Here is a 24,008-nt window from a genome sequence, read left to right on the forward strand (position 1 = left end):
GGCGCGTGTGATTATTCAACCTGCCACGCCGTGCGCAGCCGGGCCAATGCCTCAGCGGCCGCCGCCTCGGGTACGGCGGCGAAGCCCAGCACCAGCCCCGCACGCTGGTCGGCCGGGGTGAGCGAGCCCGGTAGCCAATAGCTGCTCAACCCGGTGATCTCGACCTGCGCTTCACGCGCTTGCGCCAGCAACCATTGCTCACGCGCCAGGCTGTCGACGCGTACGGTCAGGTGCAACCCCGCCGTAACACTGGGCAGGCTGCCCATGCCCGGCACGTCGGCGGGCCAGCCGGCCAGCAACGCGTTACGCCGACTCAACGCCGCCCGGCGCATACGGCGGATGTGACGCTGGAAATGCCCCGCAGCCATAAACTCGGCCATCACCGCCTGGGTGCTGACTTCCGAATGCCGCACATCCACCGCCCGGCGCCGCGTGAACGCCTGGACACAGCCCTGCGGCAGCACCAGATAACCCAGGCGCAACGCGGGAAAGGCGACCTTGCCGAAGGTGCCGACGTACAGCACGCGCCCGCTGCGGTCGAGCGCCGCCAAGGGGGCCAACGGCGCACCGCTGTAGCGGTACTCACCGTCGTAGTCGTCTTCAATGATCCAGCCGCCACTGCGCTCGGCCCAGGCCAGCAACTCCAGGCGCCGGGCCAGGCTCATGACCACGCCCGTCGGGTACTGATGCGAGGGAGTGACGTAGGCCAGGCGGCAATCGGTGAGCGCGTTGAGCGCAGTGCAGTCGATGCCTTCACTGTCCAGCGCCACACCCTGGAGTTTCGCGCCGGCAATCGCGAACGCGTGCCCGGCCGCACGATAGCCTGGGTTTTCGATCGCCACCGTGTCGCCCGGCGCGACCAGCAGCTGTGCACAAAGGCTGATTGCCTGCTGTGCGCCGCTGGTGATCACTATTTGCTCAGCCGTGCATTGCATCCCTCGCGAGCTGCGCAAGTAAGCCGCGATCAAACCACGCAGCCGCTCATCCCCCGCCGGGTTGCCGTAGCACAGCTGCTGCAGGTTCGGTTTACGCCAAAAAGCCGCATTCAGCTTGGCCCACACCTCAAAGGGGAACAGGTCGAAGGCCGGTACGCCCACCCTGAAAGCCCGTGGCGGACCGGTGGGAGGCAGCGGCAAATGATGGCTTTCCAGGCGCTCCAGCGCCGCGCTGTGGATAACTTTTTCTGCGTCGGATGGCGAAGAACTCCTGCAAATTGTGGATAAGGCTGGGGATAAGCCTGTTGAAAACCCTGTGGACAATTTTGTGGATAATTTTTTTGGCGCATCACGGCTTGTCGGTAGCTGCGCCACATAGGTGCCATCGCCCACCCGCCCTTCGATAAAGCCTTCGGCATAGAGCTGGTCATAGGCCCGCACTACGCTGTTGCGCGAGATCGACAACGCGGTTGCCAGGTCGCGGGTTGCCGGTAAACGGGTGCCACTGGCGAGCCGCCCGTCCAGCACACGCTGGCGCAGGGCCTGGTATAGCTGACGCGTCAGGCCCTGGCTGCGGTCCAGCTCGATGCCGGCGGGGTTGAACGACAAAGGTGCGTGTAAAGAGGGCATGAAATTGGACCTATGAAATGAGCCACAGATGGCTCTTACAACGAACCAATAGCCTGCCTAGGATGCTGGCATTCGCCAAGGAAAATATTTATGTACACACCACGCGCCTTCGCCCTCGACGACTTGCCTGAAATTCAGCAACTGATCCAGCACACGCGCCTGGCGCAGGTGGTGACCTTTGGCGAACAAGGCCTGCAGGCCAGCCACTTGCCGTTGCTACTGAACCCGGATGAAGGCCCCAATGGCACGCTCTACGGGCACCTGGCCAAGGCCAACCCGCAGTGGCGCGATTTACACAACGGCAGTGATGCCCTGGTGATCTTCGCCGGTGCCGATGCCTATATCAGCCCGGCGTTTTACCCGGCCAAGGCCGAGCACGGCAAAGTGGTGCCAACCTGGAATTACATCGCCGTGCATGCCTACGGCAAAGCCGAGGTGTTCACCGACGCCGAACGCCTGCTCAAGCTGGTCAGCGCCCTGACCGAGCGCCACGAAAGCGGCCGCGCCCAACCCTGGGCCGTGAGCGACGCACCGGCCGACTACATCGACGGCATGCTCAAGGCCATCGTCGGCTTCGCCCTGCCGATCGACCGCTTGATCGGCAAACGCAAACTCAGCCAGAACCGCAGCGCGGCGGATATGGCCGGCGTGCGCGAAGGCCTGACCGCCAGCCAAGACGTGCGTGACCAGACGCTCGCGCGTTTCATTCCCAAGGAGCCCGTATGAACCCGATTGAAATTCGCCAGGTCAGCGCCGCTGATTACGCCGCCTGGCTGCCGCTGTGGCAGGCCTACTTGGCCTTCTACAACACCGAACTGCCGGACGCCGTGACCCAGAGCACCTGGCAACGCCTGGTCGAGGCCAACGAACCGACCCATTCGGCGCTGGCCTGGCAAGCCGGCAAGGCGGTGGGCATGGTCAACTTCATCTACCACCGCTCCAATTGGAGCATCGAGAATTCCTGTTACCTGCAAGACCTGTTCGTGGGCCCGACGCAACGCGGCACCGGCGTGGGCCGCAAACTGATCGAGTTCGTCTACGCCACCGCCAAGGCCGACGGCTGCTGTAAGGTGCATTGGCTGACCCACGAGACCAACGCCACCGCGATCCAACTGTATGAGCGCATCGCCGAACGCCCGGGTTTCATCCAATTTCGCAAAGGTCTTTAAGGAGCGCAGCATGTCCACTTCCCTCGCCCACTGGAAAGGTGCCCCGGCGCCTTCGGCCCTTCTGCTCGAAGGGCGCTTTATCCGCCTGGAAAAACTCGACCCCGCGCGCCACGCCGATCAACTGTGGCAAGCCCTCGAAGGCCCCGGCGCCGACCCTAAATTGTGGGACTACTTGCCTTACGGGCCGTTTGCCGAGCGTGCCGCGTTCGATGCGTGGCTCAATAACCATGCCGCCAACAGCGATCCGTATTTCTTCAGCGTGGTCGACCGCGCCAGCGGCGAGGTGCAGGGCATCCTCAGCCTGATGTCCATTGTTGCGGCCCAGGGTCGGATCGAAATCGGCCACGTCACTTTCGGCGCGCCGATGCAGCGCTCGCCCAAAAGCACCGAAGCGGTGTACCTGCTGGCCAAGTACGTATTCGATCAGGGCTACCGCCGCCTGGAATGGAAATGCAACAACGGCAACGCCCGCTCCAAATATGCGGCCGAGCGCTTGGGGTTCAGTTTTGAGGGGGTGTTCCGCCAGCACATGGTGGTCAAGGGGCAGAACCGCGACACCGCTTGGTATTCGATTCTGGATTCGGAATGGCCAGCGGTGGGGGCGGGGTTTGAGAAGTGGCTGTCGGAGGCGAACCAGGCAGGCTCAGGGCAGCTGAAAACGCTGGCCGAGTGCCGTACCCCGATTTAACACCCCACCAAACCATTGTGGGAGGGAGCAAGCCCTCTCCCATATGATCGGCGGTGAATCATTGGCTCAGATGCTGGGCCAGCACCGCAATGTGCTCTGGCCCGATGCCGCAGCAGCCGCCCAAATGACTGGCGCCGCGGGCTTTCCAATCGGCGGCCCAGTGCAGGTAGCCGGGCGGGTCGAGGTCGTCGCGCAGCGGGTCCAGACCATCGTTGGCCGTGGCTTCCTTGGGTTGCGGCGGGAAAGCATTGGCGTAGGCGCCGATCTGGATCGCCACGCCCAGGCGTTCGAAGGTTTCGCGCGCGGCATCGATGGCAGCGCCGATCACTTCCGGCTGGCTGCAGTTGAACAGCAGCACGTGCACGCCCAACTGCGCTGCCGCCTCGGCCGCGTCCGCCACCGGCTCGCCGGAGCGCAGGCGCGGGACCTCGTCGGTGTCTTCGTCTTTCAAGGTAAACGACAGCCAGAACGGCTTACCATCCGCGGGTAAACCGGCCTTGATCGCTCGCGCCTCGACGATTGAACTCTGGGTTTCGGCCAGCCACAGGTCGACATGCGGCGCCAGGCCCTGCACCAGGGGTGTCAGCAGTTCGGTGACGCGCTCAGCCTCAAACAGGTCAGGGCGATAGGAGCCAAACAGTGGCGGCAGCGACCCGGCCACACGCACGGCCTTGCCGGAAGCGTCCACCGCACGACGCGCCAACTCACCCGCCAACGCCGCCAGGGCCTGGCCTTCGGCGGCAAACCGCGCCTCACCGATATGAAACGGCACCACCGCGTAGCTGTTGCTGGTGATCACATTGGCACCGCTGTCGATATAGGCCGCGTGCACCGCCTCCACCGCCTGCGGCGCCTCGCTCAAGGCCAACGCCGACCATTCCGGCTGACGGAACGGCGCGCCACGGCGTTGCAGTTCACGGCCCATGCCGCCATCGAGAATTACGGTTTTTTCGTCCATATGCCTTTTACTCATAAGCTTATGAAAATAACTCACTATGAGAGTCGTTCTTATAACTATTTAATACGTTCGATCCGCTTCATACCAACTCTTTTTTCTAAAGGTGTCACCGTGAAACTTAAATCCCTGTTGGCCCTGGGCCTGATGACACTGGCGGCCTCTACCCAGGCCTTCGCCGGCGCGACCCTGGACCGCATCGAACAGAAAAAAGAGCTGGTGGGCGTGCTGATGGAAAGCTACCCGCCGTTCTCGTTTCTCAATGAGCAGAACCAACTCGACGGCTTCGACGTTGACGTGGCCAAGGCCGTTGCGCAGAAGCTGGGCGTTAAGCTGCGCCTGGAAACGCCCTCGTGGGACGTGATCGCCGCTGGCCGCTGGAGCGGGCGCTACGATATTTGTATCTGCTCGATGACCCCAAGCAAGGCACGCGCCGAGGTGTTTGATTTCCCGGTGGAGTATTACGCTTCCCCGGCGGTGATCGTGGTCAATGCCAAGGACGATCGCATCCACAGCGCCAAGGACCTGAGCGGCAAGAAAGTCGGCCTTACCAGCGCCTCCAGCTATGAAAGCTACCTGAACAAGAACCTGGTGATCGAGGGCGCCGAAGACACGCAGTTGCAGTACCCGTTCGAGGACGTGCAAATCGCCCCGTACGATACCGACAACGTAGCGTTCCAGGACTTGGGCCTGGGCGCCGGCGTGCGCCTGGATGCAATCCTCACCAACCTGGTCACCGCCCAACCGCGCCTGAACCAGGACAAACGCTTCAAGCTGGCCGGCGAACCGCTGTACTCCGAGCCCAACTCGGTGGCCATCGAAAAAGGCGACCCGCAGTGGGACAGCAAGGTGCGTGAAGTCTTCGCCCAGCTGAAACAGGACGGCACGTTGAGCAAGCTGTCGCAAAAATGGATCGGCGCCGATATCAGCCGATGAGCTTTCGCATACGGCTGTACCTGACCTGGGCGACGCTGTTCGCCCTGTTTGCCGGTTTCTTCCTGAGCTTTGACCTGAAGTTCTCGATCATCCTCGACAAGCTGCCCAACCTGGTCGGCCTGCACCTGGCGCCCAACGGTTTTCTGCAAGGCGCGGCACTGACGGTGTTTTTGTGCCTGTGCTCGATTGCCGCGTCGTCGGTGCTGGGCTTTATCACCGCCCTGGGGCGCCTGTCGAAAAGTGCCGTGGCGTTCGGTATCGCCAGTTTCTACGCCTCGTTCTTTCGCGGCACGCCGCTGCTGATCCAGATCCTGTTGATCTACCTGGGCCTGCCGCAACTGGGCCTGGTGCCGGGCGCCATCGTCGCGGGGATCATCGCGCTGTCGCTGAACTATGGCGCTTACCTGAGCGAAATTTTCCGCGCCGGTATCCTGGGCGTTCCCCACGGCCAACGCGAAGCCGCCCTGGCCCTGGGCATGCGCGACAGTGCGATCTTCTGGCACGTCACCCTGCCCCAGGCCATGCGCACCATCATTCCGCCCGCGACCAACCAGTTCATCTCCATGCTCAAGGACTCGTCCCTGATCTCGGTGATGGGCGTGTGGGAAGTGATGTTCCTGGCGCAGTCCTATGGCCGCTCCAGCTACCGCTACATTGAAATGCTCACCACGGCCGCGATCATCTACTGGGTGATGTCGCTCGGGTTGGAACTGATCCAGGCGCGCATGGAGCGTCATTATGGCAAGGGCTATGTAAAGCGCGGGTGACCGGCCGCCAAACAACGAGCGTGACCCGCCCTATCGCTGATTGTTTTTAATCGCGCCAGACCAGAGACATCTCCCGCAAACGAGCGGCTCGCAGGCTGACATTTATCCCCCCGGTACGCCGCTAAATTCCCCGCCTCATATATCAAGAGGTGGGTTTACATGCCGCTCATAAAGAAACAACTCGCACTGGCCATCACCCTGACGCTCGGCGCGCTCAGCGCTCAACACGCGCAGGCACGAGGCGACATCGAGCCAGACAGCGAATGGCTTGAGCCGGCTGCGGTGAGCAGTGGAAGGCACCATTTCGAACCGGCTTTGCCGACACCCGAAGACTTCTACTTCGCCAACACCGCCACCAGCCGGAACGGTTTGAGCGTCGCCAAAGTGGTGGACTCCGCGGTGCAAACCCTGCTGGCCTCGGACGAACTGCATGAATGGGAAAAAAACCGCCTTGAGAATTACGGCCTGTACCTGGGCACCTTGGAGCCAGGTCGGATAGGTGCCGTGCTTGAGCAACTGGCAGGCACCCAGAACGCCAACCTGGGCACCGCCACTCAAAACAGCATGAATCAATTGAACGCCAGCCTGTTGTCGGCCCTGCGCCTGCTGGACAACCACGCCAGCGAGACAGGACGCGTATGGGTCCAAGGCCTGGGCCATAGCGGCAACCTCGATGCCCAGCACGGCAGTGCCGGCTTGAAACAACGCAGCCAGGGCCTGCTGCTGGGTGCCGACTGGTCAATCGACCCTGCATGGCGACTCGGCGTGGTGGCCGGCAAGTCCGGCAGCGAACTGAACGCCACGCGTTTCAAAGGTGATCTGGACAGTTGGCACCTGGGGGCTTACGCCGTGCGCCAGGACGGACCACTGGCCTTGCGCCTGGGGGCGCTTTACAGCGCCCATACCGGGAAAAACAAGCGTACGGTCGATTTCGATTTTATTAACCGCCGCGAAAATCTCACGGGCCAGTACAACGCCCAGAGCCAAAACGTATTCGCAGAGTTGGGCTATCAATTGGACCTGAGCGGTTTGCACGCCGAGCCCTTTGCCGGCGCTGGTTTTCAGCGCTATCAGCGTGACCGTTTTCGGGAAAAAGGCGGCTACAGCGCACTGGACGTGGGTGCACAAACCCAGCAAAACCTCAGCACTACCTTGGGCCTTCGCTTGAGCCACGGTTTTGCACTGGGCAACCAAATGACCCTCAAACCGCACCTGAGCACCCAATGGAAACACCTGTATGGCGACGTCAACAGTCGCGTTCGCCAGTCATTTGCCTGGAACAAACGTCAGGACTTCAACAGTGAGTTCACCATCGACGGCACCGCTCTGGACCGCGACAGTCTGGCGCTGCGTACCGGCCTGGACATGGCGCTGTCGGCTGAACACAGTGTGGGCCTGGCCTACACCGCCGAGTTCGGCAGCCATAGTCGTAACCAGGGGTTGATGGGGCAATGGGCGATGGCGTTCTAAGGCGGCATTGCCTGAACAACAGACAAAAAAAGGGGGCACATGCCCCCCGAGGTTTAAACGGTAGTGTCGAAGGCTGGGTAATCAGCCTTCGATTTCGATTAGGATTTCGCCAGGGTTGACCCGGTCGCCCTTGGCCACGTGCACAGCGACCACCTTGCCGGCAATCGAGGCCTGGACTTCGGTTTCCATCTTCATGGCTTCGGTAATCAGCACAGCCTGGCCGGCCTTGACCACGTCGCCTTCCTTGACCAGCACGTCGACGATATTGCCCGGCATCGCGGTGCTCACATGGCCCGGCTCGGTGGCCTGCTTGCGCTTGCTACCGCCGCCGCCGACAAACTCGTTGAGTGGCTCGAACACCACTTCTTCCGGCATGCCGTCGATGGACAGATAGAAGTGACGCTTGCCTTCGGCTTTCACGCCGACACCGGTGATATCCACGCGGTAGCTTTCGCCGTGCACGTCGATCACGAACTCGGTCGGCACACCCTCACCGCCGGCGCGCGCCACACCGCCCGCTTCCGGGATAGGCAGCAGCACTTCCGGCGCCAGGGTGCCGGCGTCACGCTCTTCGAGGAATTTGCGCCCGATGTCCGGGAACATGGCGTAGGTCAGCACGTCTTCTTCAGACTTGGCCAACGCGCCGATTTCGCCGCGCAGCTTGGTCATTTCCGGCTTGAGCAGGTCAGCCGGGCGTACATCGATTACGTCTTCGCTGCCGATGGCCTGGCGACGCAGTTTTTCGTTCACAGTGCCCGGCGCCTTGCCGTAGCCGCCTTGCAAGTAGAGCTTCACTTCGTTGGTGATGGTCTTGTAGCGCTCACCGGCCAGCACGTTGAAAAACGCCTGGGTGCCGACGATCTGCGAGGTTGGGGTGACCAGCGGCGGGAAGCCGAGGTCTTCACGCACGCGCGGAATTTCAGCCAGCACTTCGCTCATGCGGTTGAGCGCGCCCTGCTCCTTGAGCTGGTTGGCCAGGTTGGAAATCATCCCGCCCGGTACCTGGTTGACTTGCACGCGGGTGTCGACCGCGGTGAATTCGCTTTCGAACTGGTGGTACTTCTTGCGCACGGCGTAGAAGTACAGGCCGATCTCTTGCAGCAGTTCCAGGTCCAGGCCAGTGTCGAACTCGCTGCCTTTGAGGGCGGCGACCATCGACTCGGTACCGGGGTGGCTGGTGCCCCAGGCGAAGCTGGAGATAGCGGTGTCGATATGGTCGGCACCGTTTTCGATGGCCTTGAGTTGGCACATCGCGGCCAGGCCGGCGGTGTCGTGGGAGTGAATAAAGATCGGCAGGTTCTGCTCGGCTTTCAGCGCCTTGACCAGCTCACCGGTGGCGTACGGGGTCAGCAGGCCGGCCATGTCCTTGATCGCGATCGAGTCGCAACCCATGGATTCCAGTTGCTTGGCCTGGGCCACGAAGGCCTCGACGGTGTGCACCGGGCTGGTGGTGTAGGCGATGGTGCCCTGGGCATGTTTGCCCGCTGCCTTCACCGCTTCGATAGCCACGCGCAGGTTACGCACATCGTTCATGGCGTCGAAGATGCGGAACACATCGATGCCGTTCACGGCGGCCTTGGCGACGAAGGCTTTGACCACGTCGTCGCTGTAATGGCGGTAGCCCAACAGGTTCTGGCCGCGCAGCAGCATTTGCAGGCGAGTATTGGGCAACGCGGCGCGCAATTGGCGCAGGCGCTCCCATGGGTCTTCTTTCAAAAAGCGCACGCAGGCGTCGAAGGTCGCGCCGCCCCAGACTTCCAGGGACCAGTAGCCGACTTTGTCGAGCTTGTCGCAGATCGGCAGCATGTCATCGGTGCGCATGCGGGTGGCCAGCAACGATTGGTGAGCGTCGCGCAGGATGGTGTCGGTGACAAAAATCTTCTTGCTCATTCTTATAGTCCTCACAGGCCTGCGTGGGCGGCGATGGCGGCGGCGATGGCCAGGGCCAGCTCTTCGGGTTTGCGCTTGATCGAGTAGTTGGTCAGCTCAGGGTGGCTTTCCACAAAGCTTGTATTGAACTGGCCGCTACGGAATTCCGGGTTGCGCAGGATTTCCTGGTAGTAGGCGGCGGTGGTCTTCACGCCTTGCAGGCGCATGTCGTCCAGGGCACGTAGGCCACGGTCCATGGCCTCTTCCCAGGTCAACGCCCACACCACCAGTTTCAGGCACATGGAGTCATAGAACGGTGGGATGGTGTAGCCGGTGTAAATCGCCGTGTCGGTACGCACGCCGGGGCCGCCGGGCGCGTAATAACGGGTAATTTTGCCGAAGCTGGGCAGGAAGTTGTTCTTCGGGTCTTCGGCGTTGATACGGAACTGCAACGCAAAACCACGGTGCTGGATGTCTTCCTGTTTCACCGACAGCGGCAGGCCGGAAGCGATGCGGATCTGCTCGCGGACGATGTCGATCCCGGTGATTTCTTCGGTGATGGTGTGTTCCACCTGCACCCGGGTGTTCATCTCCATGAAGTACACCTCGCCCTCGGCGAGCAGGAACTCCACGGTGCCGGCGTTCTCGTAGCCGACGGCCTTGGCGGCGCGCACCGACAGGTCGCCGATGTAGGCGCGCTGTTCCGGGGTCAGCTGCGGGCTGGGGGCGATTTCGATGAGCTTCTGGTTGCGGCGCTGAATCGAACAATCGCGTTCGAACAGGTGCACCACGTTGCCAAAGCTGTCACCGAGAATCTGCGCCTCGATGTGCTTGGGATTGACGATGCATTTTTCCAGGAACACTTCCGCCGAACCGAAGGCCTTGGTGGCTTCGGAAATCACGCGAGGGAAGGCTTGCTCGAGTTCTTCGCGGCTGTTGCACCGGCGAATACCGCGACCGCCGCCACCGGAGGTCGCCTTGAGCATCACCGGGTAACCGATACGGTCGCCCTCGGTGAGAGCCTCGGCGATGTCGGCGACGTTGCCTTCGGTGCCTGGGGTCACCGGTACACCGGCCTTGATCATGCTGCGACGGGCTTCGGTCTTGTCGCCCATGCGGCGGATCACTTCAGCGGCCGGGCCGATGAATTTGATCCCGCGTTCGGCGCAGATGTCCGCCAGCTCGGCGTTTTCCGACAGGAAACCGTAGCCGGGGTGCAACGCATCACAACCGGTTTCCACGGCCAGGTTCACCAGCTTGCGCGGGTTCAGGTAGCCGGCCAACGGCTCGGCACCAATGCTGTGGGCTTCGTCGGCACGTTTGACGTGCAACGCGTGGCGGTCGGCATCGGAATACACCGCGACCGAGCGAATGCCCATCTCGGCGCAAGCACGCACGATTCGTACGGCAATCTCACCACGGTTGGCGATCAGGATCTTTTTTATCACTTGGAAATTCCCTTGAGCCAATTGCTGCGTTCTTCGACCCGCTGAAGCCGGGTCGGCGCGTGACCAAATGTTTCATGACAGTCGCGAGACACACACTAAGCCCCAGCAGGGATTAACAAAAATCAATAATTATTGGGCTGTGTATAAGTAAAGACTTATAGTTGGCCGAATGGGCCGGGAGAGAGGATTCAAATAATGCGTAAGTCATTGATGCGCATGACATTGCGTCAATTGCAGATCTTCAATGAAGTGTGCGATTTGCGCTCCTACAGCCGGGCGGCCGAGGAAATGTCCCTGACACAACCCGCCGTGAGCCTGCAGATTCGCCAGCTGGAAGAGCTGATCGGCCAGCCGCTGTTCGATTACGTCGGCAAAAAACTCTACATGACTGAGGCCGCCGAAGCCTTGCAGCGAGCCAGCCGCGATATTTTCGGGCGCCTGGAAAACCTCGATATGCAGCTCTCGGACATGCAGGGCTCGCTGCAAGGCCAGTTGAAACTGGCCATTGAATCCAGCGCCAAGTACTTCGTGCCGCACCTATTTGCCGCCTTCAAGCGCCAACATCCGGAGGTGCAGTTGCAATTGACGGTGGTGAACCGCGCCCAGGTGATTCGCAGGCTTTCCGACAACCGAGATGATCTGGTGATTATGTCCATGGTGCCCCAGGACATGGGCCTGGAGTTCCTGCCATTTCTCAACAACCCCATCGTCGCCGTGGCGCCACTCGATCATCCCTTGAGCCTGCAAGGCCCGCTGCGCCTGCAGGACCTGGAGCCCTACACCCTGCTCATCCGCGAACCGGGCTCCGGCACGCGGCTGGCGTGCGAGGAGTATTTCAAGGAAAAACGTGTGCACTTCACCCAGACGGTGGAAGTGGCCTCGGCCGAGGCGCAGCGCGAATGCGTATGCGCCGGCCTGGGCGTGGCGCTGTTGACACGCCACGCGGTCAACATGGAATTGGCCACCGGCGGGCTCAAGGAGCTGCCGGTGGAAGAGCTGCCGCTGTACCGCAGTTGGTGCCTGGTGCAGGCCAAGGCCAAGCGTCTGTCACCGGTGGCCCATGCGTTCCTGGGCTTTATCCGCAGCGAACGCGTGCAGATCAGCGCGTTGGCTGAGCGCTTCGCTGGGCAGCCGCGGGTGCCTGCCAGTGCAGTTCCGGATAGTCACTGATGCTTTGGAGCAATTGGCGCTGATCGCAGCGGTCTTCGATTGCGCGACGGAACGCCATGCGGCGCTGGTCTTCCTGCTGACGACGGGTTTTGACGCAGCTGTTGCTGTCTTCGTAGGGCCGGGCCATTTGGAGTCTCCCAATGCGATTACGGGAGTTCAGGATGGCCTGGGGGGATGACGCGACGATGACAGCCTGATGAAGATTCTGGGCACGCTGGAGAACCCAGTGTGGGAGGGGGCTTGCTCCCGATTACGGTGTGCCAGTATCGGGTAGTCGACTGATCCACCGCTATCGGGAGCAAGCCCCCACATTTTGACCGTATCAGTCGTCCAGGGCTTTGACCGATTTTGGCGACAACCGCAGGCTGCGCAAACTGCGCTTCACGCTCTTGAGGTGGTTGACCAGGCTCGGCCCGCGCGCCATGGCCACGCCCATCGCCAGCACGTCGATCACCACCAGATGGGCGATTCGCGAGGTCAACGGCGTGTAGATCTCAGTGTCTTCGTGCACATCGATCGCCAGGTTGACCGTGGACAGTTCCGCCAGCGGCGTCTGGCTCGGGCACAAGGTGATCAGCGACGCGCCGCTTTCGCGCACCAGGTTGGCGGTGATCAGCAGGTCTTTGGAGCGGCCCGACTGGGAAATGCAGATGGCCACGTCGGTGGGCTTGAGCGTCACCGCCGACATGGCCTGCATATGTGGGTCGCTGTAAGCCGCCGCCGTGAGCAGCAGGCGGAAGAATTTGTGCTGCGCATCCGCCGCCACCGCGCCGGAGGCACCAAACCCATAGAACTCGACGCGCTGGGCCTGGGACATGGCCGTCACAGCCTTTTGCAACTCCACCGGATCGAGCTTCTCGCGCACTTCCATCAGGGTGTGCAAGGTGGTGTCGAAAATTTTCAGGCTGTAATCGGCGACGGAATCGTCTTCGTGAATCGCAAACTGGCCGAAGCTGGCGCCGGCGGCCAGGCTCTGGGCCAGTTTGAGTTTGAGGTCCTGGAAACCGGAGCAGCCGATGGCGCGACAAAAGCGCACGATGGTCGGCTCGCTGATGCCCACGCTGTGAGCCAGGTCGGCCATGGAACTGTGCATCACAGCCGCGGGGTCAAGCAGCACGTGATCGGCAACCTTGAGCTCCGATTTGCGTAACAGGTGGCGCGACTGGGCGATATGTTGCAACAGGTTCAAAGGGCAGGACTCTTGTTATTGGCAGGGCCAGGGGATGTAGCAAGCTTGTAGTTATACTACAAGAATTGCCGTTTTGCCCGTGCGACGCATCACTAAATCGCCCTGCTGCCCTCTGATTCAAAGGGCAGGCGCTTTGTAGCCACAAAGGCGGCCGTGGCACCACTAGGGAAAATCTGCATTTTTACGTAACAAATCCGCCAACCCATCCGCCTGCATCGGCCGGCTGATCAGGTAGCCCTGCACTTCGTCACAGCGCTCCACCCGCAGGAAATCCAACTGCTGCAGATCCTCCACACCTTCAGCCACGACCTTGAGCGCCAAACCGTGGGCCATGGCAATAATCGCCCGGGTGATGGCCGCGTCTTCGCGCCCCTGCCCCAACCCACGAATAAAGGTCTGGTCGATCTTCACGTAGTCCACGGGAATGCGCTTGAGGTAGCTGAGGGACGAATAGCCGGTGCCGAAATCATCGATGGCCAGCTTTACCCCCAGGTCGCGCAATTGCTGGAAGGTCGCGATGATATGTTCGACGCTGTCGAGCAATTGGCTTTCGGTCAGTTCAAGTTCGAGGTACTGCGGGTCCAGGCCGGTTTCTTCCAGCACTTGGCGCACCAGGCTGACCAGCTTGCCCTGGCGCAATTGATGCACCGACAGGTTCACCGACACCCGAATGGGCGCCAAGCCCTGGCGCTGCCATTCACAGGCCTGCCAGCAGGCCTCCCGCAGCACGAATTCGCCCAGCGGTACGATCAGGCCGGTTTCTTCGGCCAGGCCGATAAAGTCTGCCGGCGGCACCATGCCCCACTGCGGATGCTCCCACCGGATCAGCGCTTCGGCCGCATTGAGTTTGCCGGTGGCCAGGCACAGTTTCGGCTGGTAGAACACCGCCAACTGACGCTCGTCGATAGCCTTGCGCAGGTGGTTTTCCAGCTGCAGTCGCTCCAGGGTGCTGGCTTGCAAACTGTCGGTGTAGAACTGGAAATTATTGCCGCCAAGGTGCTTGGCGTGTTGCATGGCCATGTTCGATTGGCTGACCAGCGCGGAAATTTCCCGTGCGTTATCGGGCAACAGACTTACGCCCATTGAAGCGCTGACCACCAATTCATGCCCCTCCACGGTGACCGGCACCCGCAGCTTGGCCAGCAGGCGCGTGGCCACCCGCGCCAGACTCGACAGGTTGCCATAGGCGTCGAACAGTACGGCGAATTCATCAGCGGACAAGCGCGCAATGGTGTCCGCCTCCGGCAAGGCATTGATCAAGCGGCGGGCCATTTTTTGCAGCAATTGGTCGGCCACTTCATGGCCCAGGCTGTCGTTGAGCAATTTGAAACGATCGAGGTTGATATGCAGCAGCGCCAGGCTGCGCCCGCCCAGCCGGACGCGCTGGTGAGCCTCGCGCAGCCGTTCGCGGAACAGCGAGCGGTTGGCCAGGCCGGTCAATTCGTCGTAGTGGGTGAGGTAGCGCATGCGCTCCTCGGATTCGCGCCGCGCCGACAGATCAGCGAAAAAGCCCACTATATGGCTGACGTTTCCGCGAAAATCGCGCACCACATTCAACTGAAGCCACTGTGGGTACAGCTCGCCGTTCTTGCGTGTTTCCACCAACTCGCCCTGCCACGTGCCATGGCTGAGCAACGCTTGGCGGATCACCGGAAAATGGCGCCGAGCGTCGCGACTGCTGGGCAGTTCCACCACGTTGCGTCCCAGCATGTCGTCGATTTCAAAGCCGGTGACGCGACTGAAGGCCTGGTTGACCGCGATCAGCGCGTAATCCGGGTCAAGTATTACGATGCCTTCACTGGCGGCCTCGAATACCGTCGACGCCAACCGCTGCTGTTCTTCCAGCGCTTTACCCGCGCTGATGTCACGGCGGGTGCCAAGCATGCGGATCACACGCCCGCTCGGCGCGCGCTCCACGGCGCGCCCGCGATCTTCGATCCATACCCAGTGCCCGTCGCCATGGCGCACGCGGTATTCCACCAGGTAATCCTCGGTACGCCCCTTAAGGTGCTCCACCAACGCGCGCTTGAGCAGCGGCAAGTCGTCGGGGTGCAGGCGCGGCTTGAGGTGGCCGAGCATGGCGGTGACGTATTCCGGCTCCAGGCCGAACAGCTCTTTGAGTTGAGTGTGGTGGACTTCGTCGGTTTGCAGGTTCCAGTCCCACAGCCCGAGTTCGCTGGCTTGCAGGGCCATGGCCAGGCGCGCTTCGCTTTTATTCAGGGCCAGGCTGGCGGCGTCCAGCTCTTGGCTGCGTTGCGCAACACGGTCCTGCAAGCCGATTTGTGCATTGCGCAGCTCTTGCTCGACCTGACGGCGCTGCTCGACCTCACGCACCAGGTCCTGATTCAACTGCTCGCTACGCTGTTGCGCCTGTTGCAGGTTTTCAATCAGCGCCTGGTTCTGGAAACGCCGCAACAGTTCACGCTGGATCAGGCGGTTGACCTGCCAGGCCACCAGGTTCAGCGACACCAACAGGATCAGGCCAAGCACGCCCCAGCCTTGTTGCTGCGGGTCGCCATTCCATAACAGGTAGACAATGGACGGCACCAGGCACGGCACGGCAAAGGACAGAAAGGCCGGCAGGCTCACCGCGTAGGCCACACTGGCCGACAACGTCGCCGCGCCGATCAGGCCGAACACCCAGGCTTGCTGCATGAAGCTGTTCACCGGGGCCAGGGCTATCGCGGCGGTGGCCAGGGTCAGCCCGCTGACCGCCGAGCCGAGCATGAACATACGCCGCCAGACCGGCTGGGCCTGGCGGCTGGACATGGCTGAATCGAAGGCCGCCACCTGAATGACGCGCATCGCCACCAAGGCCAGCAGCCACACCAGCCAGATGCTGTCCAACACGTATTGCTGGGGGGTCCAGAGCAGCCAGGCGCAGACCAGGCCGTTTACCAGCATTAATAAGGTGGGCAGCAGCGAGCCTTGATACAGCAGGCGTGTACGCTCGACCGCCATCTCAGTGGCGTAGTGTTTACGAATAACCTGCGCGGGCGCCATGGAGGGGCCGTGCAGGTCGGTGTTAAGGGTCATAGGCAGTGTTCTTATAATGGTGAGCCCGAACGTCGACGGAGCATACACAAGCAAGTGCCCGGGCCAAACTGCTCCACATCATAAAAACTACCCGGTCACACCGCGCAAAGCTTGGGGCCAGACCGCTTGAGCGAGACCCGGCGCGGGCTGCGCCCCTTGACCGACCGGTCATCACCCGAAGCAGAATGTCGACCGGCACAGAGCGCGCCGGATATTTTGCGCCTACCACCCGGCATTGGGATTTGCCCGACACCCCCCGGCACCCTAGAATGCGCCGATGCGCGATGATCTCTCTCTTTTGCTGAACTCCCTCAACGATGCCCAACGCCAGGCCGTAGCGGCCCCCGTTGGCCGTCAGTTGGTCCTGGCCGGTGCTGGCTCCGGTAAAACCCGAGTGCTGGTGCACCGTATCGCCTGGTTGATCCAGGTCGAGAACGCGTCCCCGCATTCCATCCTGTCGGTAACCTTCACCAACAAGGCCGCCGCCGAGATGCGCCACCGCATCGAGCAGTTGATGGGCATCAGCCCGGCCGGCATGTGGGTGGGCACCTTCCACGGCCTGGCGCACCGCCTGTTGCGGGCGCATTGGCAGGAAGCAGGCCTGGCCCAGACGTTCCAGATCCTTGACAGCGATGACCAGCAACGCCTGGTCAAGCGGGTGATCCGTGAGCTGGGGCTGGATGAACAGCGCTGGCCGGCGCGCCAGGCGCAGTGGTTTATCAACGGCCAGAAGGACGAGGGCCTGCGCCCGCAACATATCCAGGCCAGCGGCGACCTGTTCCTGGCCACCATGCGCAGCATTTATGAAGCCTACGAGGCTGCCTGCGTACGCGCCGGTGTGATCGACTTCTCCGAACTGCTGTTGCGCGCCCTCGACCTGTGGCGCGACAACCCCGGTTTGCTGGCCCATTACCAGAAGCGCTTCCGCCACATTCTGGTGGACGAATTCCAGGACACCAACGCCGTGCAGTACGCCTGGTTGCGCCTGCTGGCCAAGGGCGGCGACAGCCTGATGGTGGTGGGTGACGACGACCAGTCGATTTACGGCTGGCGTGGCGCGAAAATCGAGAACATCTACCAGTACTCCGAAGACTTCCCGGACGCGGTGACCATCCGCCTGGAGCAGAACTACCGTTCAACCGCCGGTATCCTCAAGGCCGCCAACGCCTTGATCGCCAACAACACCGGGCGCCTGGGCAAAGAGCTGTGGACCGACGGCGGCGAAGGCGAAGCGATCAACCTCTACGCCGCGTTCAACGAGCACGACGAGGCGCGCTATGTGGTGGAAACCATTGAAAGCGCGCTGAAGACCGGCCTCGCGCGCAGCGATATCGCCATTTTGTACCGTTCCAACGCCCAATCGCGGGTGTTGGAAGAAGCCTTGCTGCGCGAGCGCATCCCCTACCGCATCTATGGCGGTCAGCGCTTCTTCGAGCGTGCCGAAATCAAGAACGCCATGGCCTACCTGCGCTTGCTGGAAGGCCGCGGCAACGATGCGGCACTGGAGCGGGTCATCAACATCCCCGCGCGCGGCATCGGTGAGAAAACCGTTGAAGCGATCCGCGACCACGCGCGCCATGCCGATGTGTCGATGTGGGAAGCCATGCGCCTGCTGATCGCCAACAAAGGCCTGACCGGCCGTGCCGCCGGGGCGCTGGGTGTGTTTGTCGAGTTGATCGAGAACCTCGCCGCCAAATGTGCGGACATGCCGCTGCACTTGATGACCCAGACGGTGATTGAGCAATCCGGGCTGATTGCCTACCACGAAGCGGAAAAAGGCGAAAAAGGCCAGGCCCGGGTAGAAAACCTTGAGGAACTGGTCAGCGCCGCCCGCGCGTTCGAAAACACCGAGGAAGACGAAGAGCTGACCCCGCTTGCGGCGTTCCTGGGCCACGCGTCGCTGGAAGCCGGTGATACCCAGGCCGATGAGCATGAAGACAGCATCCAGCTGATGACCTTGCACAGCGCCAAGGGCCTGGAGTTTCCGTATGTGTTCCTGGTGGGCATGGAAGAAGGCCTGTTCCCGCACAAGATGAGCCTGGAAGAGCCCGGCCGCCTTGAGGAGGAACGTCGCCTGGCCTACGTTGGCATCACCCGCGCAATGCAGAACCTGGTGATGACCTACGCCGAGACCCGACGCCTTTACGGCAGCGAGACCTACAACAAGGTTTCGCGTTTCGTACGTGAAGTGCCTAAAGGCCTGATCCAGGAAGTGCGCCTCTCCAACAGCGTCAGCCGCCCGTTCGGCGGGGGCCAGCAGCAGCACTCCAGCCACCTGTTCGCCGGTTCCGAGATTCCGCAAACCCCGTTCAGCCTCGGCCAGCAGGTCAAGCATTCGGTGTTTGGCGAGGGCGTGATCCTTAACTTCGAAGGTGCCGGCGCCCAGGCTCGCGTGCAGGTGAACTTCGCCGAAGGCAGCAAGTGGCTGATGATGGGTTACGCCAAACTTGAGGCTGTCTGACCTGTGGTGAGGGTGCACGCTCGCTCGCCATCATGAAACACTGCGTAACATGAAGATTATCGGCCCACCCTTGTTTTAGAGCAGCGTGGGCCTATATCTGTAATTAGTCCTACAGACCCTTCGGATTTGGTCTTACGCAAAAGCCCGAAACATTATGTCGCTAGCCACTGTCATTACACCTGTGCAACATGGCGCGCGTGCAATCCACAAATGGGAATTCCCTTTATGAAACGTTTTCTTAGCATCGCCATGGCGTTGTGCATCGGCCTGACGATGAGCCTTGACGCCAACGCCAAACGCTTCGGTGGCGGCAAAAGCTCGGGCGCGGCACCGACTCACCAGACCAGCCAAATGGCTCCATCCACCGCTGCCGGCGGTGCTGCCGCTACCGCAGGCGCAGCCGGTGCTGCTGGCGCCGCGGCCAAGGCCGGCGGGGCTTCGCGCTGGTTGGGCCCTCTGGCCGGTATCGCAGCCGGTGGCCTGCTCGCGTCCATGTTCATGGGCGGCGGCTTCCAGGGTATGCAAATCTTCGACATCCTGATCATGGCCGTCATTGCCTTCCTGGTCTTCCGCTTTATCGCCGCCCGTCGTCGCAAGCAGCAGGAGCACATGGCTCCAGCCGGCGCGCCGATGCAGCGTGAAGTGTTCGAGCAAAAACCGGCCATGGGTTCGATCTTCGGTGGTTCGTCAGCGCCTGCCGCAGCCCGCCCGGTGATCAACGCACCGGCCTGGTTCAACGAAGAGCGTTTCGTCGAAGCGGCCCGCAGCCACTTCCAGTCCCTGCAGCAGCACTGGGACGCCAACGAAATGGACAAGATCTCCGAGTTCGTGACTCCACAACTGCTGGAGTTCCTCAAGCGCGAACGCGCCGACCTGGGCGACGGCTTCCAGTCGACCTACATCGACGACCTGCGCGTACAGCTGGAAGGCGTGGATGATCGCGCCGACAAGACTATCGCCACCCTGACCTTCAGCGGCGTGTCGAAGACTTCGCGTTTCGACCAGGGCGAAGTGTTCAGCGAGAGCTGGAATATGGAACGCGCCCAAGGCGACAACCAGCCATGGCTGGTCGCAGGTATCCGCCAGAACGGCTGATGCGTCGCTTGAGCAAGTGCTGACAAAACCCCGGACCTGTTCCGGGGTTTTCTATTTCACGGTTGCACTTATAGCGAGCTACTGTATAAAACGCCCCTATTAACCGCGCCATCTAGCAAGAGGATCCGGCCGTGGAAGAAATCATCGAACAACTGCGTGAAGCCAACGAACCGGTCCCGGTTCCCTTGGAGCTACCTGACGAAGATCAACTGGTAGAAATCGAAGAACAGCTGTTTATCGATATCCCGTATGTCTTCCGCGAATTCCTGCTGACCGTCAGTGACGTGGTCTACGGCAGCCTGGAGCCGGTGACCATCACCGACCCACAATCCCACACCTACCTGCCGGATGTGGCCGCCAATGCCTGGGATGCCGGCGTTGATCGCAGCATGATCCCGATCTGCCAGGACGGCGACGACTACTACTGCGTAGAAGAAGACGGCACCGTGGTGTTGTGGTCCGGCGAGGAAGAACTCGTTACCGAAGAAACCTGGGAATCGGTGTGGCACTGGGCGCGGGACGTCTGGCTGGAAAGCTGATAACGGCCCCCATCCGCTCCCATTAGTGCTCCGGCGTGTCCTTGTGGTTATCCAATGTTTCCAACAAGGCGACCTGCATCCGCGTATGCACGCGGATGAACCAGCGCCAGAGCACGGCCGCTACTGCTGCCGCGACCACCGTAATCAGCATCAGTAACTTGTTGGTCGGCAGAATACTGGCCGACAAGGCCGCCAATAGCAGGAAGATCACCAGCAACGACAAAATGGGGATCAGCTCCGCGATCACTCGGCGCACACGCTGGGTATGCCGCCCGGCCATTTCCGGCTTCACGCTCAACTCCGCCAGTAACATCGACAGAGCCTTGAGCTTGCGGTACGCGGCGATCAAAAACGGCAGCGACAACAGCAATGCCCCACCCCAGATCAATGCCTTCTGCCAGCTTGGATCGCTGATCCAGCCCTGCAGATAGCCGCCGATACGCGCCGCGAAAAAGCTGCCGGTGAAGAAGATCGCAATCACCAGCGCCAAGTTGACCCCCACCTGCAGGATGATCTTGCGGATCATCGACGCCAGCATTGCGCCCTCGCCTTGCGGCTGAATACTGCGCAGCCATTCGCCATACAGGCCGAACACCCGGCTCATTCGCTGGGGCATCACGGCGGCAATCTTCAATGACAACGGGTCGGCACCGCGAATCAGGTACGGTGTGAGCAGCGTCGTAATCGCCGAAACCGCGACCGCCACCGGATATAGAAAATCGCTGGTGACCTGCAAGGTCATCCCCAGCGCGGCGATGATGAAAGAAAATTCGCCAATCTGCGACAGCCCCATGCCTACGCGCAGTGAGGTGCGCCCGTCATTGCCGGCGATAAACGCCCCCAGGCCGCAGGACAGCATCTTGCCCAACACCACGGCCACGGTGATGACCGCGATTGGCCAGGCGTATTGCAGCAGGATCTGCGGGTCGATCATCAAGCCGATCGCCACAAAAAAGATGGCACTGAACATGTCGCGAACCGGCTCGATCAGGCGCTCGATCTTAATCAACTGACGGGACTCGGCCATGATCGCGCCGATCAGGAACGCCCCCAGCACCATGCTGTATTCCAGCTTGACCACCAACAGACAAAAACCGAAGCACAGGCCCAGTACAGTGATCAGCAGCATCTCGTTGCTGTCGAACTTGGCCACATAGGCCAGCAAACGTGGCACCAGCAAAATACCGATGACCAGGGCAACGATCATGAACAGCGACAGCTTGCCGACGGTGGAGAACACCTCGCCGGAACTCACCGTACCGCTGACGGCGATGCTCGACAGCAAGGCGATGATGCCGATGCCCAGGATGTCCTCGACGATCAGCACGCCGAAAATCAGTTGGGCGAAGCGCTGGTTTTTCATCTTCAGGTCATTGAGTGCCTTGACGATGATGGTGGTCGAAGAGATTGCCAGGATGGCGCCCAGGAACAGCGAGTCCATGGTGTTCCAGTCGAACCACTGGCCGATCTCGTAACCGATCCAGATCATCAGAATGATTTCCAGGAAGGCTGCGATAAATGCCGTGGCACCCACCTTGAACAACTTGCGCAGGCTGAACTCCAGGCCCAGGCAGAACATCAGGAAGATCACCCCCAACTCGGCCAGGGTCTTGATGGTGTCTTCGTCGTGGATCAGGCCGAACGGCGGGGTATGGGGGCCAATGATGAAGCCCGCGACGATGTAACCCAGCACCACCGGCTGCTTGAGACGGTGAAACAGGACGGTGACCACCCCTGCCACCAGCATGATCACGGCCAAGTCCTGGATAAAGCTGATGGCGTGCATGGCGAGGGCTCCTTGCTGGTACTGGCGCTTTTGCCAAGTCCACCCGCGCATGAACAGTCGCAAAGAGCGGAAGGAAAAGTCTGCCTTGATCGTAAGAAATACCCTGCGATGGGCTTTTGAAGGTTAACACCGCGACTTCTACCGAAAAGCCGGTGCAATATATGGAAACAGATCGGCCCAGGCGTGACGGCAAGCCGCCCACTGGCGTCCCGTAAGGGATGGCGCCGCAAAGATTCCAGCATCCGCAGAGGTGCGCCCCCAACCAATGCCTACAACCCGTGAGTGTGCTATGGAACCCGGAAACGCCCAGCTGTCGATGACGGTATTGATGACCCCTGATATGGCCAACTTCTCAGGCAATGTCCACGGCGGCACCTTGCTCAAGTACCTCGACGAAGTGGCCTACGCCTGCGCGAGCCGTTATGCCGGTCGTTATGTAGTGACGTTGTCGGTGGACCAGGTGATTTTTCGCGAGCCTATCCACGTCGGCGAGCTGGTGACGTTCCTGGCATCGGTCAACTACACCGGCAATACCTCGATGGAAGTGGGTATCAAGGTGGTGACCGAGAACATCCGCGAGCGCTCGGTACGCCATACCAACAGCTGTTTTTTCACCATGGTCGCCGTGGACGACCAGCGCAAACCGGCCGCCGTGCCGCCGCTGCAACCCCAGCACAGCGAAGACAAGCGCCGGTTCGTACAGGCCCAACAGCGTCGGCAGATCCGCCAGGAGCTGGAAAAGCGCTACCAGGAAATCAAGGCAGACGCGCTGTAAGGCTCAATCTGTAAACCGCATCAAAATGTGGGAGGGGGCTTGCTCCCGATTGCTGAGTGTCAGTCACTGCATCTGGTGTCTGACCCATCACTATCGGGAGCAAGCCGCCTCCCACATTGGTTTCTGTGTACTTACAGGCCGATCGGCGTGGCTTCAAAACGAACGCGCGGATGGGCGATGCGATCCTGGGCCCGCACCAGTTCCAGCTCGTAACTGGCGCAGGCCTGGGTTTCCAGCAGCACTTCGTGCACGGCCGCGGCGGTGAACTCAAAAGCGGCCAGCAGGCTGTCGCCCAGTAACACCCGCGCCAGGAACAGCCCCGAGGTCAGGTCGCCCACCCCCACCGGCTGGCGCGCAAATGCCAGCAGCGGCCGACGCAGGTGCCAACTGCCATCGGCGGTCACCAGCAGCATCTCAAAGCCATCCGGCAGCTTGCCGGGGTAATCCAAGTGCTTGACCAGTACCGCCTTGGGCCCGCGCGCCAGCAGCGCCTTGGCCATGGCCAGGCAATCGAACAGCGACTGCGGCTTGCGCCCGGCAAAGCTGTCCAGTTCCAGCTGGTTGGGGCATAGGAAGTCGGCCATGGCAGCCGCTTCGTCGAGTAGGAAGTCACTGACTTCCTGGGGCACGATGCAGCCTTTTTCCGGATGGCCCATCACCGGGTCACACAGGTACAGGGCCCTGGGGTTGATGGCTTTGATCCGTGCCACACCCGTGAGAATCGCCCGCCCCTGGTCTGCGCTGCCCAGGTAGCCCGACAGCACCGCATCACAGTTACCCAGTTCACCAATGGCGGCAATGCCTTCCACCAGCGCGGGAATTTGCTGCGGTGCCAGCACTTCGCCCGCCCACTGGCCATACTGGGTGTGGTTGGAGAACTGCACCGTGTTCAGCGGCCAGACGTTCACCCCGATCCGCTGCATGGGGAACACGGCGGCGCTGTTTCCGGCATGGCCAAAAACCACATGAGACTGGATCGCAAGCAGATGAGGTGTGCGTTTCATGCAGGATATTCCGTAAAACCATTGAAATTCTGGCCGCGCAGTATGCGACTAAACGCAGCCTGTACGACAGACCGACGACACAGTTA

The 24,008-nt window shown here is 61.3% G+C and carries 20 protein-coding genes; 11 read left to right on the forward strand and 9 right to left on the reverse strand.

Going from position 1 to position 24,008, the window contains the following annotated elements:
• Nucleotides 1-11: 11 nt before the first annotated feature.
• Complete coding sequence (gene pdxR / locus AB4O25_RS18245; RefSeq protein ID WP_017528613.1) at nt 12-1,565, reverse strand: MocR-like pyridoxine biosynthesis transcription factor PdxR; 1,554 nt, start codon at nt 1,563-1,565, stop codon at nt 12-14.
• A 90-nt stretch (nt 1,566-1,655) separates the two neighbouring features.
• On the opposite strand from pdxR, the gene AB4O25_RS18250 reads away from it, so the two are divergent.
• From AB4O25_RS18250 to AB4O25_RS18260, 3 genes are read left to right on the forward strand one after another with little or no spacing between them, the layout of a single operon-like run.
• Complete coding sequence (locus AB4O25_RS18250) at nt 1,656-2,291, forward strand: FMN-binding negative transcriptional regulator (protein ID WP_017528614.1); 636 nt, start codon at nt 1,656-1,658, stop codon at nt 2,289-2,291.
• Nucleotides 2,288-2,734, forward strand: a complete 447-nt coding sequence (locus AB4O25_RS18255) for a GNAT family N-acetyltransferase (protein ID WP_017528615.1) — start codon at nt 2,288-2,290, stop codon at nt 2,732-2,734. The genes AB4O25_RS18250 and AB4O25_RS18255 overlap by 4 nt, the downstream gene beginning before the upstream one ends.
• Before the next feature lie 10 nt (nt 2,735-2,744).
• Entirely contained in the window at nt 2,745-3,422 is a 678-nt protein-coding gene (locus AB4O25_RS18260; RefSeq protein WP_460149840.1) for a GNAT family N-acetyltransferase, read from the forward strand.
• Between the two features lie 58 nt (nt 3,423-3,480).
• Here AB4O25_RS18260 and AB4O25_RS18265 read toward each other — a convergent pair whose 3' ends face one another.
• Nucleotides 3,481-4,380, reverse strand: coding sequence for a homocysteine S-methyltransferase family protein (locus AB4O25_RS18265; RefSeq protein ID WP_460149841.1), 900 nt, complete (start codon nt 4,378-4,380; stop codon nt 3,481-3,483).
• Between the two features lie 111 nt (nt 4,381-4,491).
• Between AB4O25_RS18265 and AB4O25_RS18270 the strand changes: the two genes are divergently transcribed.
• The 3 genes from AB4O25_RS18270 (at nt 4,492) to AB4O25_RS18280 (ending at nt 7,550) form a co-directional block, all read left to right on the forward strand.
• Nucleotides 4,492-5,313 (forward strand): ABC transporter substrate-binding protein, encoded by an 822-nt coding sequence (locus AB4O25_RS18270; protein WP_017528618.1) that lies wholly within the window; start codon nt 4,492-4,494, stop codon nt 5,311-5,313.
• On the forward strand, nt 5,310-6,080 hold the full coding sequence (locus tag AB4O25_RS18275) for an amino acid ABC transporter permease (RefSeq protein ID WP_017528619.1): 771 nt from the start codon (nt 5,310-5,312) through the stop codon (nt 6,078-6,080). Before AB4O25_RS18270 ends, AB4O25_RS18275 begins: the two co-directional genes overlap by 4 nt.
• Before the next feature lie 159 nt (nt 6,081-6,239).
• Nucleotides 6,240-7,550, forward strand: coding sequence for an autotransporter outer membrane beta-barrel domain-containing protein (locus tag AB4O25_RS18280; protein WP_460149842.1), 1,311 nt, complete (start codon nt 6,240-6,242; stop codon nt 7,548-7,550).
• 81 nt (nt 7,551-7,631) lie between these two features.
• Here AB4O25_RS18280 and oadA read toward each other — a convergent pair whose 3' ends face one another.
• Both oadA and AB4O25_RS18290 read right to left on the reverse strand, forming a co-directional pair.
• Nucleotides 7,632-9,440, reverse strand: a complete 1,809-nt coding sequence (gene oadA / locus AB4O25_RS18285) for a sodium-extruding oxaloacetate decarboxylase subunit alpha (protein ID WP_017528621.1) — start codon at nt 9,438-9,440, stop codon at nt 7,632-7,634.
• A gap of 11 nt (nt 9,441-9,451) precedes the next feature.
• Complete coding sequence (locus AB4O25_RS18290; protein ID WP_010565910.1) at nt 9,452-10,867, reverse strand: acetyl-CoA carboxylase biotin carboxylase subunit; 1,416 nt, start codon at nt 10,865-10,867, stop codon at nt 9,452-9,454.
• A gap of 195 nt (nt 10,868-11,062) precedes the next feature.
• On the opposite strand from AB4O25_RS18290, the gene AB4O25_RS18295 reads away from it, so the two are divergent.
• On the forward strand, nt 11,063-12,037 hold the full coding sequence (locus tag AB4O25_RS18295) for a LysR family transcriptional regulator (RefSeq protein WP_017528623.1): 975 nt from the start codon (nt 11,063-11,065) through the stop codon (nt 12,035-12,037).
• Here the strand turns inward: AB4O25_RS18295 and AB4O25_RS18300 are convergent.
• From AB4O25_RS18300 to AB4O25_RS18310, 3 genes are all read right to left on the reverse strand, one after another.
• Nucleotides 11,967-12,164 carry a PA3496 family putative envelope integrity protein gene (locus AB4O25_RS18300; RefSeq protein ID WP_080598153.1) on the reverse strand — a complete coding sequence of 66 codons (198 nt, stop codon included), beginning with the start codon at nt 12,162-12,164 and terminating at the stop codon, nt 11,967-11,969. The genes AB4O25_RS18295 and AB4O25_RS18300 overlap by 71 nt on opposite strands.
• A 195-nt stretch (nt 12,165-12,359) precedes the next feature.
• On the reverse strand, nt 12,360-13,226 hold the full coding sequence (gene hexR / locus AB4O25_RS18305; protein WP_003177007.1) for a transcriptional regulator HexR: 867 nt from the start codon (nt 13,224-13,226) through the stop codon (nt 12,360-12,362).
• A gap of 162 nt (nt 13,227-13,388) precedes the next feature.
• A complete protein-coding gene (locus AB4O25_RS18310) occupies nt 13,389-16,262 on the reverse strand; it encodes a putative bifunctional diguanylate cyclase/phosphodiesterase (protein ID WP_460149843.1) in 2,874 nt (957 codons plus the stop codon).
• 277 nt (nt 16,263-16,539) lie between these two features.
• Here AB4O25_RS18310 and uvrD point away from each other — a divergent pair, with 277 nt between their 5' ends.
• The 3 genes from uvrD (at nt 16,540) to AB4O25_RS18325 (ending at nt 20,357) form a co-directional block, all read left to right on the forward strand.
• Nucleotides 16,540-18,723, forward strand: coding sequence for a DNA helicase II (uvrD, locus tag AB4O25_RS18315; RefSeq protein WP_017528626.1), 2,184 nt, complete (start codon nt 16,540-16,542; stop codon nt 18,721-18,723).
• A 225-nt stretch (nt 18,724-18,948) separates the two neighbouring features.
• Entirely contained in the window at nt 18,949-19,818 is an 870-nt protein-coding gene (locus tag AB4O25_RS18320; protein WP_017528627.1) for a Tim44 domain-containing protein, read from the forward strand.
• 131 nt (nt 19,819-19,949) lie between these two features.
• The gene (locus AB4O25_RS18325; RefSeq protein ID WP_460149844.1) at nt 19,950-20,357 is read left to right on the forward strand and encodes an SMI1/KNR4 family protein; all 408 of its coding nucleotides are present in this window, start codon (nt 19,950-19,952) and stop codon (nt 20,355-20,357) included.
• A gap of 22 nt (nt 20,358-20,379) precedes the next feature.
• Here AB4O25_RS18325 and AB4O25_RS18330 read toward each other — a convergent pair whose 3' ends face one another.
• Nucleotides 20,380-22,143 (reverse strand): cation:proton antiporter, encoded by a 1,764-nt coding sequence (locus tag AB4O25_RS18330; protein ID WP_017528629.1) that lies wholly within the window; start codon nt 22,141-22,143, stop codon nt 20,380-20,382.
• Between the two features lie 289 nt (nt 22,144-22,432).
• Here AB4O25_RS18330 and AB4O25_RS18335 point away from each other — a divergent pair, with 289 nt between their 5' ends.
• Entirely contained in the window at nt 22,433-22,918 is a 486-nt protein-coding gene (locus AB4O25_RS18335; RefSeq protein ID WP_017528630.1) for an acyl-CoA thioesterase, read from the forward strand.
• Nucleotides 22,919-23,049: 131 nt separating this feature from the next.
• Here the strand turns inward: AB4O25_RS18335 and pdxY are convergent, their stop codons facing one another.
• Nucleotides 23,050-23,922: a pyridoxal kinase PdxY gene (pdxY, locus tag AB4O25_RS18340; protein WP_065879229.1), complete on the reverse strand. Its 873-nt coding sequence runs from the start codon at nt 23,920-23,922 to the stop codon at nt 23,050-23,052.
• Nucleotides 23,923-24,008 lie beyond the last annotated feature (86 nt).

It is taken from the genome of Pseudomonas sp. S3_A03 (assembly GCF_054668275.1).

Coding starts and splice junctions, on each gene's coding strand:
- pdxY (WP_065879229.1), bottom strand. CDS start 23,922: ATGAAACGCACACCTCATCTGCTTGCGATCCAGTCTCATGTGGTTTTT.
- AB4O25_RS18265 (WP_460149841.1), bottom strand. CDS start 4,380: ATGGACGAAAAAACCGTAATTCTCGATGGCGGCATGGGCCGTGAACTG.
- AB4O25_RS18335 (WP_017528630.1), top strand. CDS start 22,433: ATGGAACCCGGAAACGCCCAGCTGTCGATGACGGTATTGATGACCCCT.
- AB4O25_RS18320 (WP_017528627.1), top strand. CDS start 18,949: ATGAAACGTTTTCTTAGCATCGCCATGGCGTTGTGCATCGGCCTGACG.
- oadA (WP_017528621.1), bottom strand. CDS start 9,440: ATGAGCAAGAAGATTTTTGTCACCGACACCATCCTGCGCGACGCTCAC.
- AB4O25_RS18295 (WP_017528623.1), top strand. CDS start 11,063: ATGCGTAAGTCATTGATGCGCATGACATTGCGTCAATTGCAGATCTTC.
- AB4O25_RS18275 (WP_017528619.1), top strand. CDS start 5,310: ATGAGCTTTCGCATACGGCTGTACCTGACCTGGGCGACGCTGTTCGCC.
- pdxR (WP_017528613.1), bottom strand. CDS start 1,565: ATGCCCTCTTTACACGCACCTTTGTCGTTCAACCCCGCCGGCATCGAG.
- uvrD (WP_017528626.1), top strand. CDS start 16,540: ATGCGCGATGATCTCTCTCTTTTGCTGAACTCCCTCAACGATGCCCAA.
- AB4O25_RS18300 (WP_080598153.1), bottom strand. CDS start 12,164: ATGGCCCGGCCCTACGAAGACAGCAACAGCTGCGTCAAAACCCGTCGT.
- AB4O25_RS18250 (WP_017528614.1), top strand. CDS start 1,656: ATGTACACACCACGCGCCTTCGCCCTCGACGACTTGCCTGAAATTCAG.
- AB4O25_RS18280 (WP_460149842.1), top strand. CDS start 6,240: ATGCCGCTCATAAAGAAACAACTCGCACTGGCCATCACCCTGACGCTC.
- AB4O25_RS18330 (WP_017528629.1), bottom strand. CDS start 22,143: ATGCACGCCATCAGCTTTATCCAGGACTTGGCCGTGATCATGCTGGTG.
- AB4O25_RS18260 (WP_460149840.1), top strand. CDS start 2,745: ATGTCCACTTCCCTCGCCCACTGGAAAGGTGCCCCGGCGCCTTCGGCC.
- AB4O25_RS18255 (WP_017528615.1), top strand. CDS start 2,288: ATGAACCCGATTGAAATTCGCCAGGTCAGCGCCGCTGATTACGCCGCC.
- AB4O25_RS18310 (WP_460149843.1), bottom strand. CDS start 16,262: ATGACCCTTAACACCGACCTGCACGGCCCCTCCATGGCGCCCGCGCAG.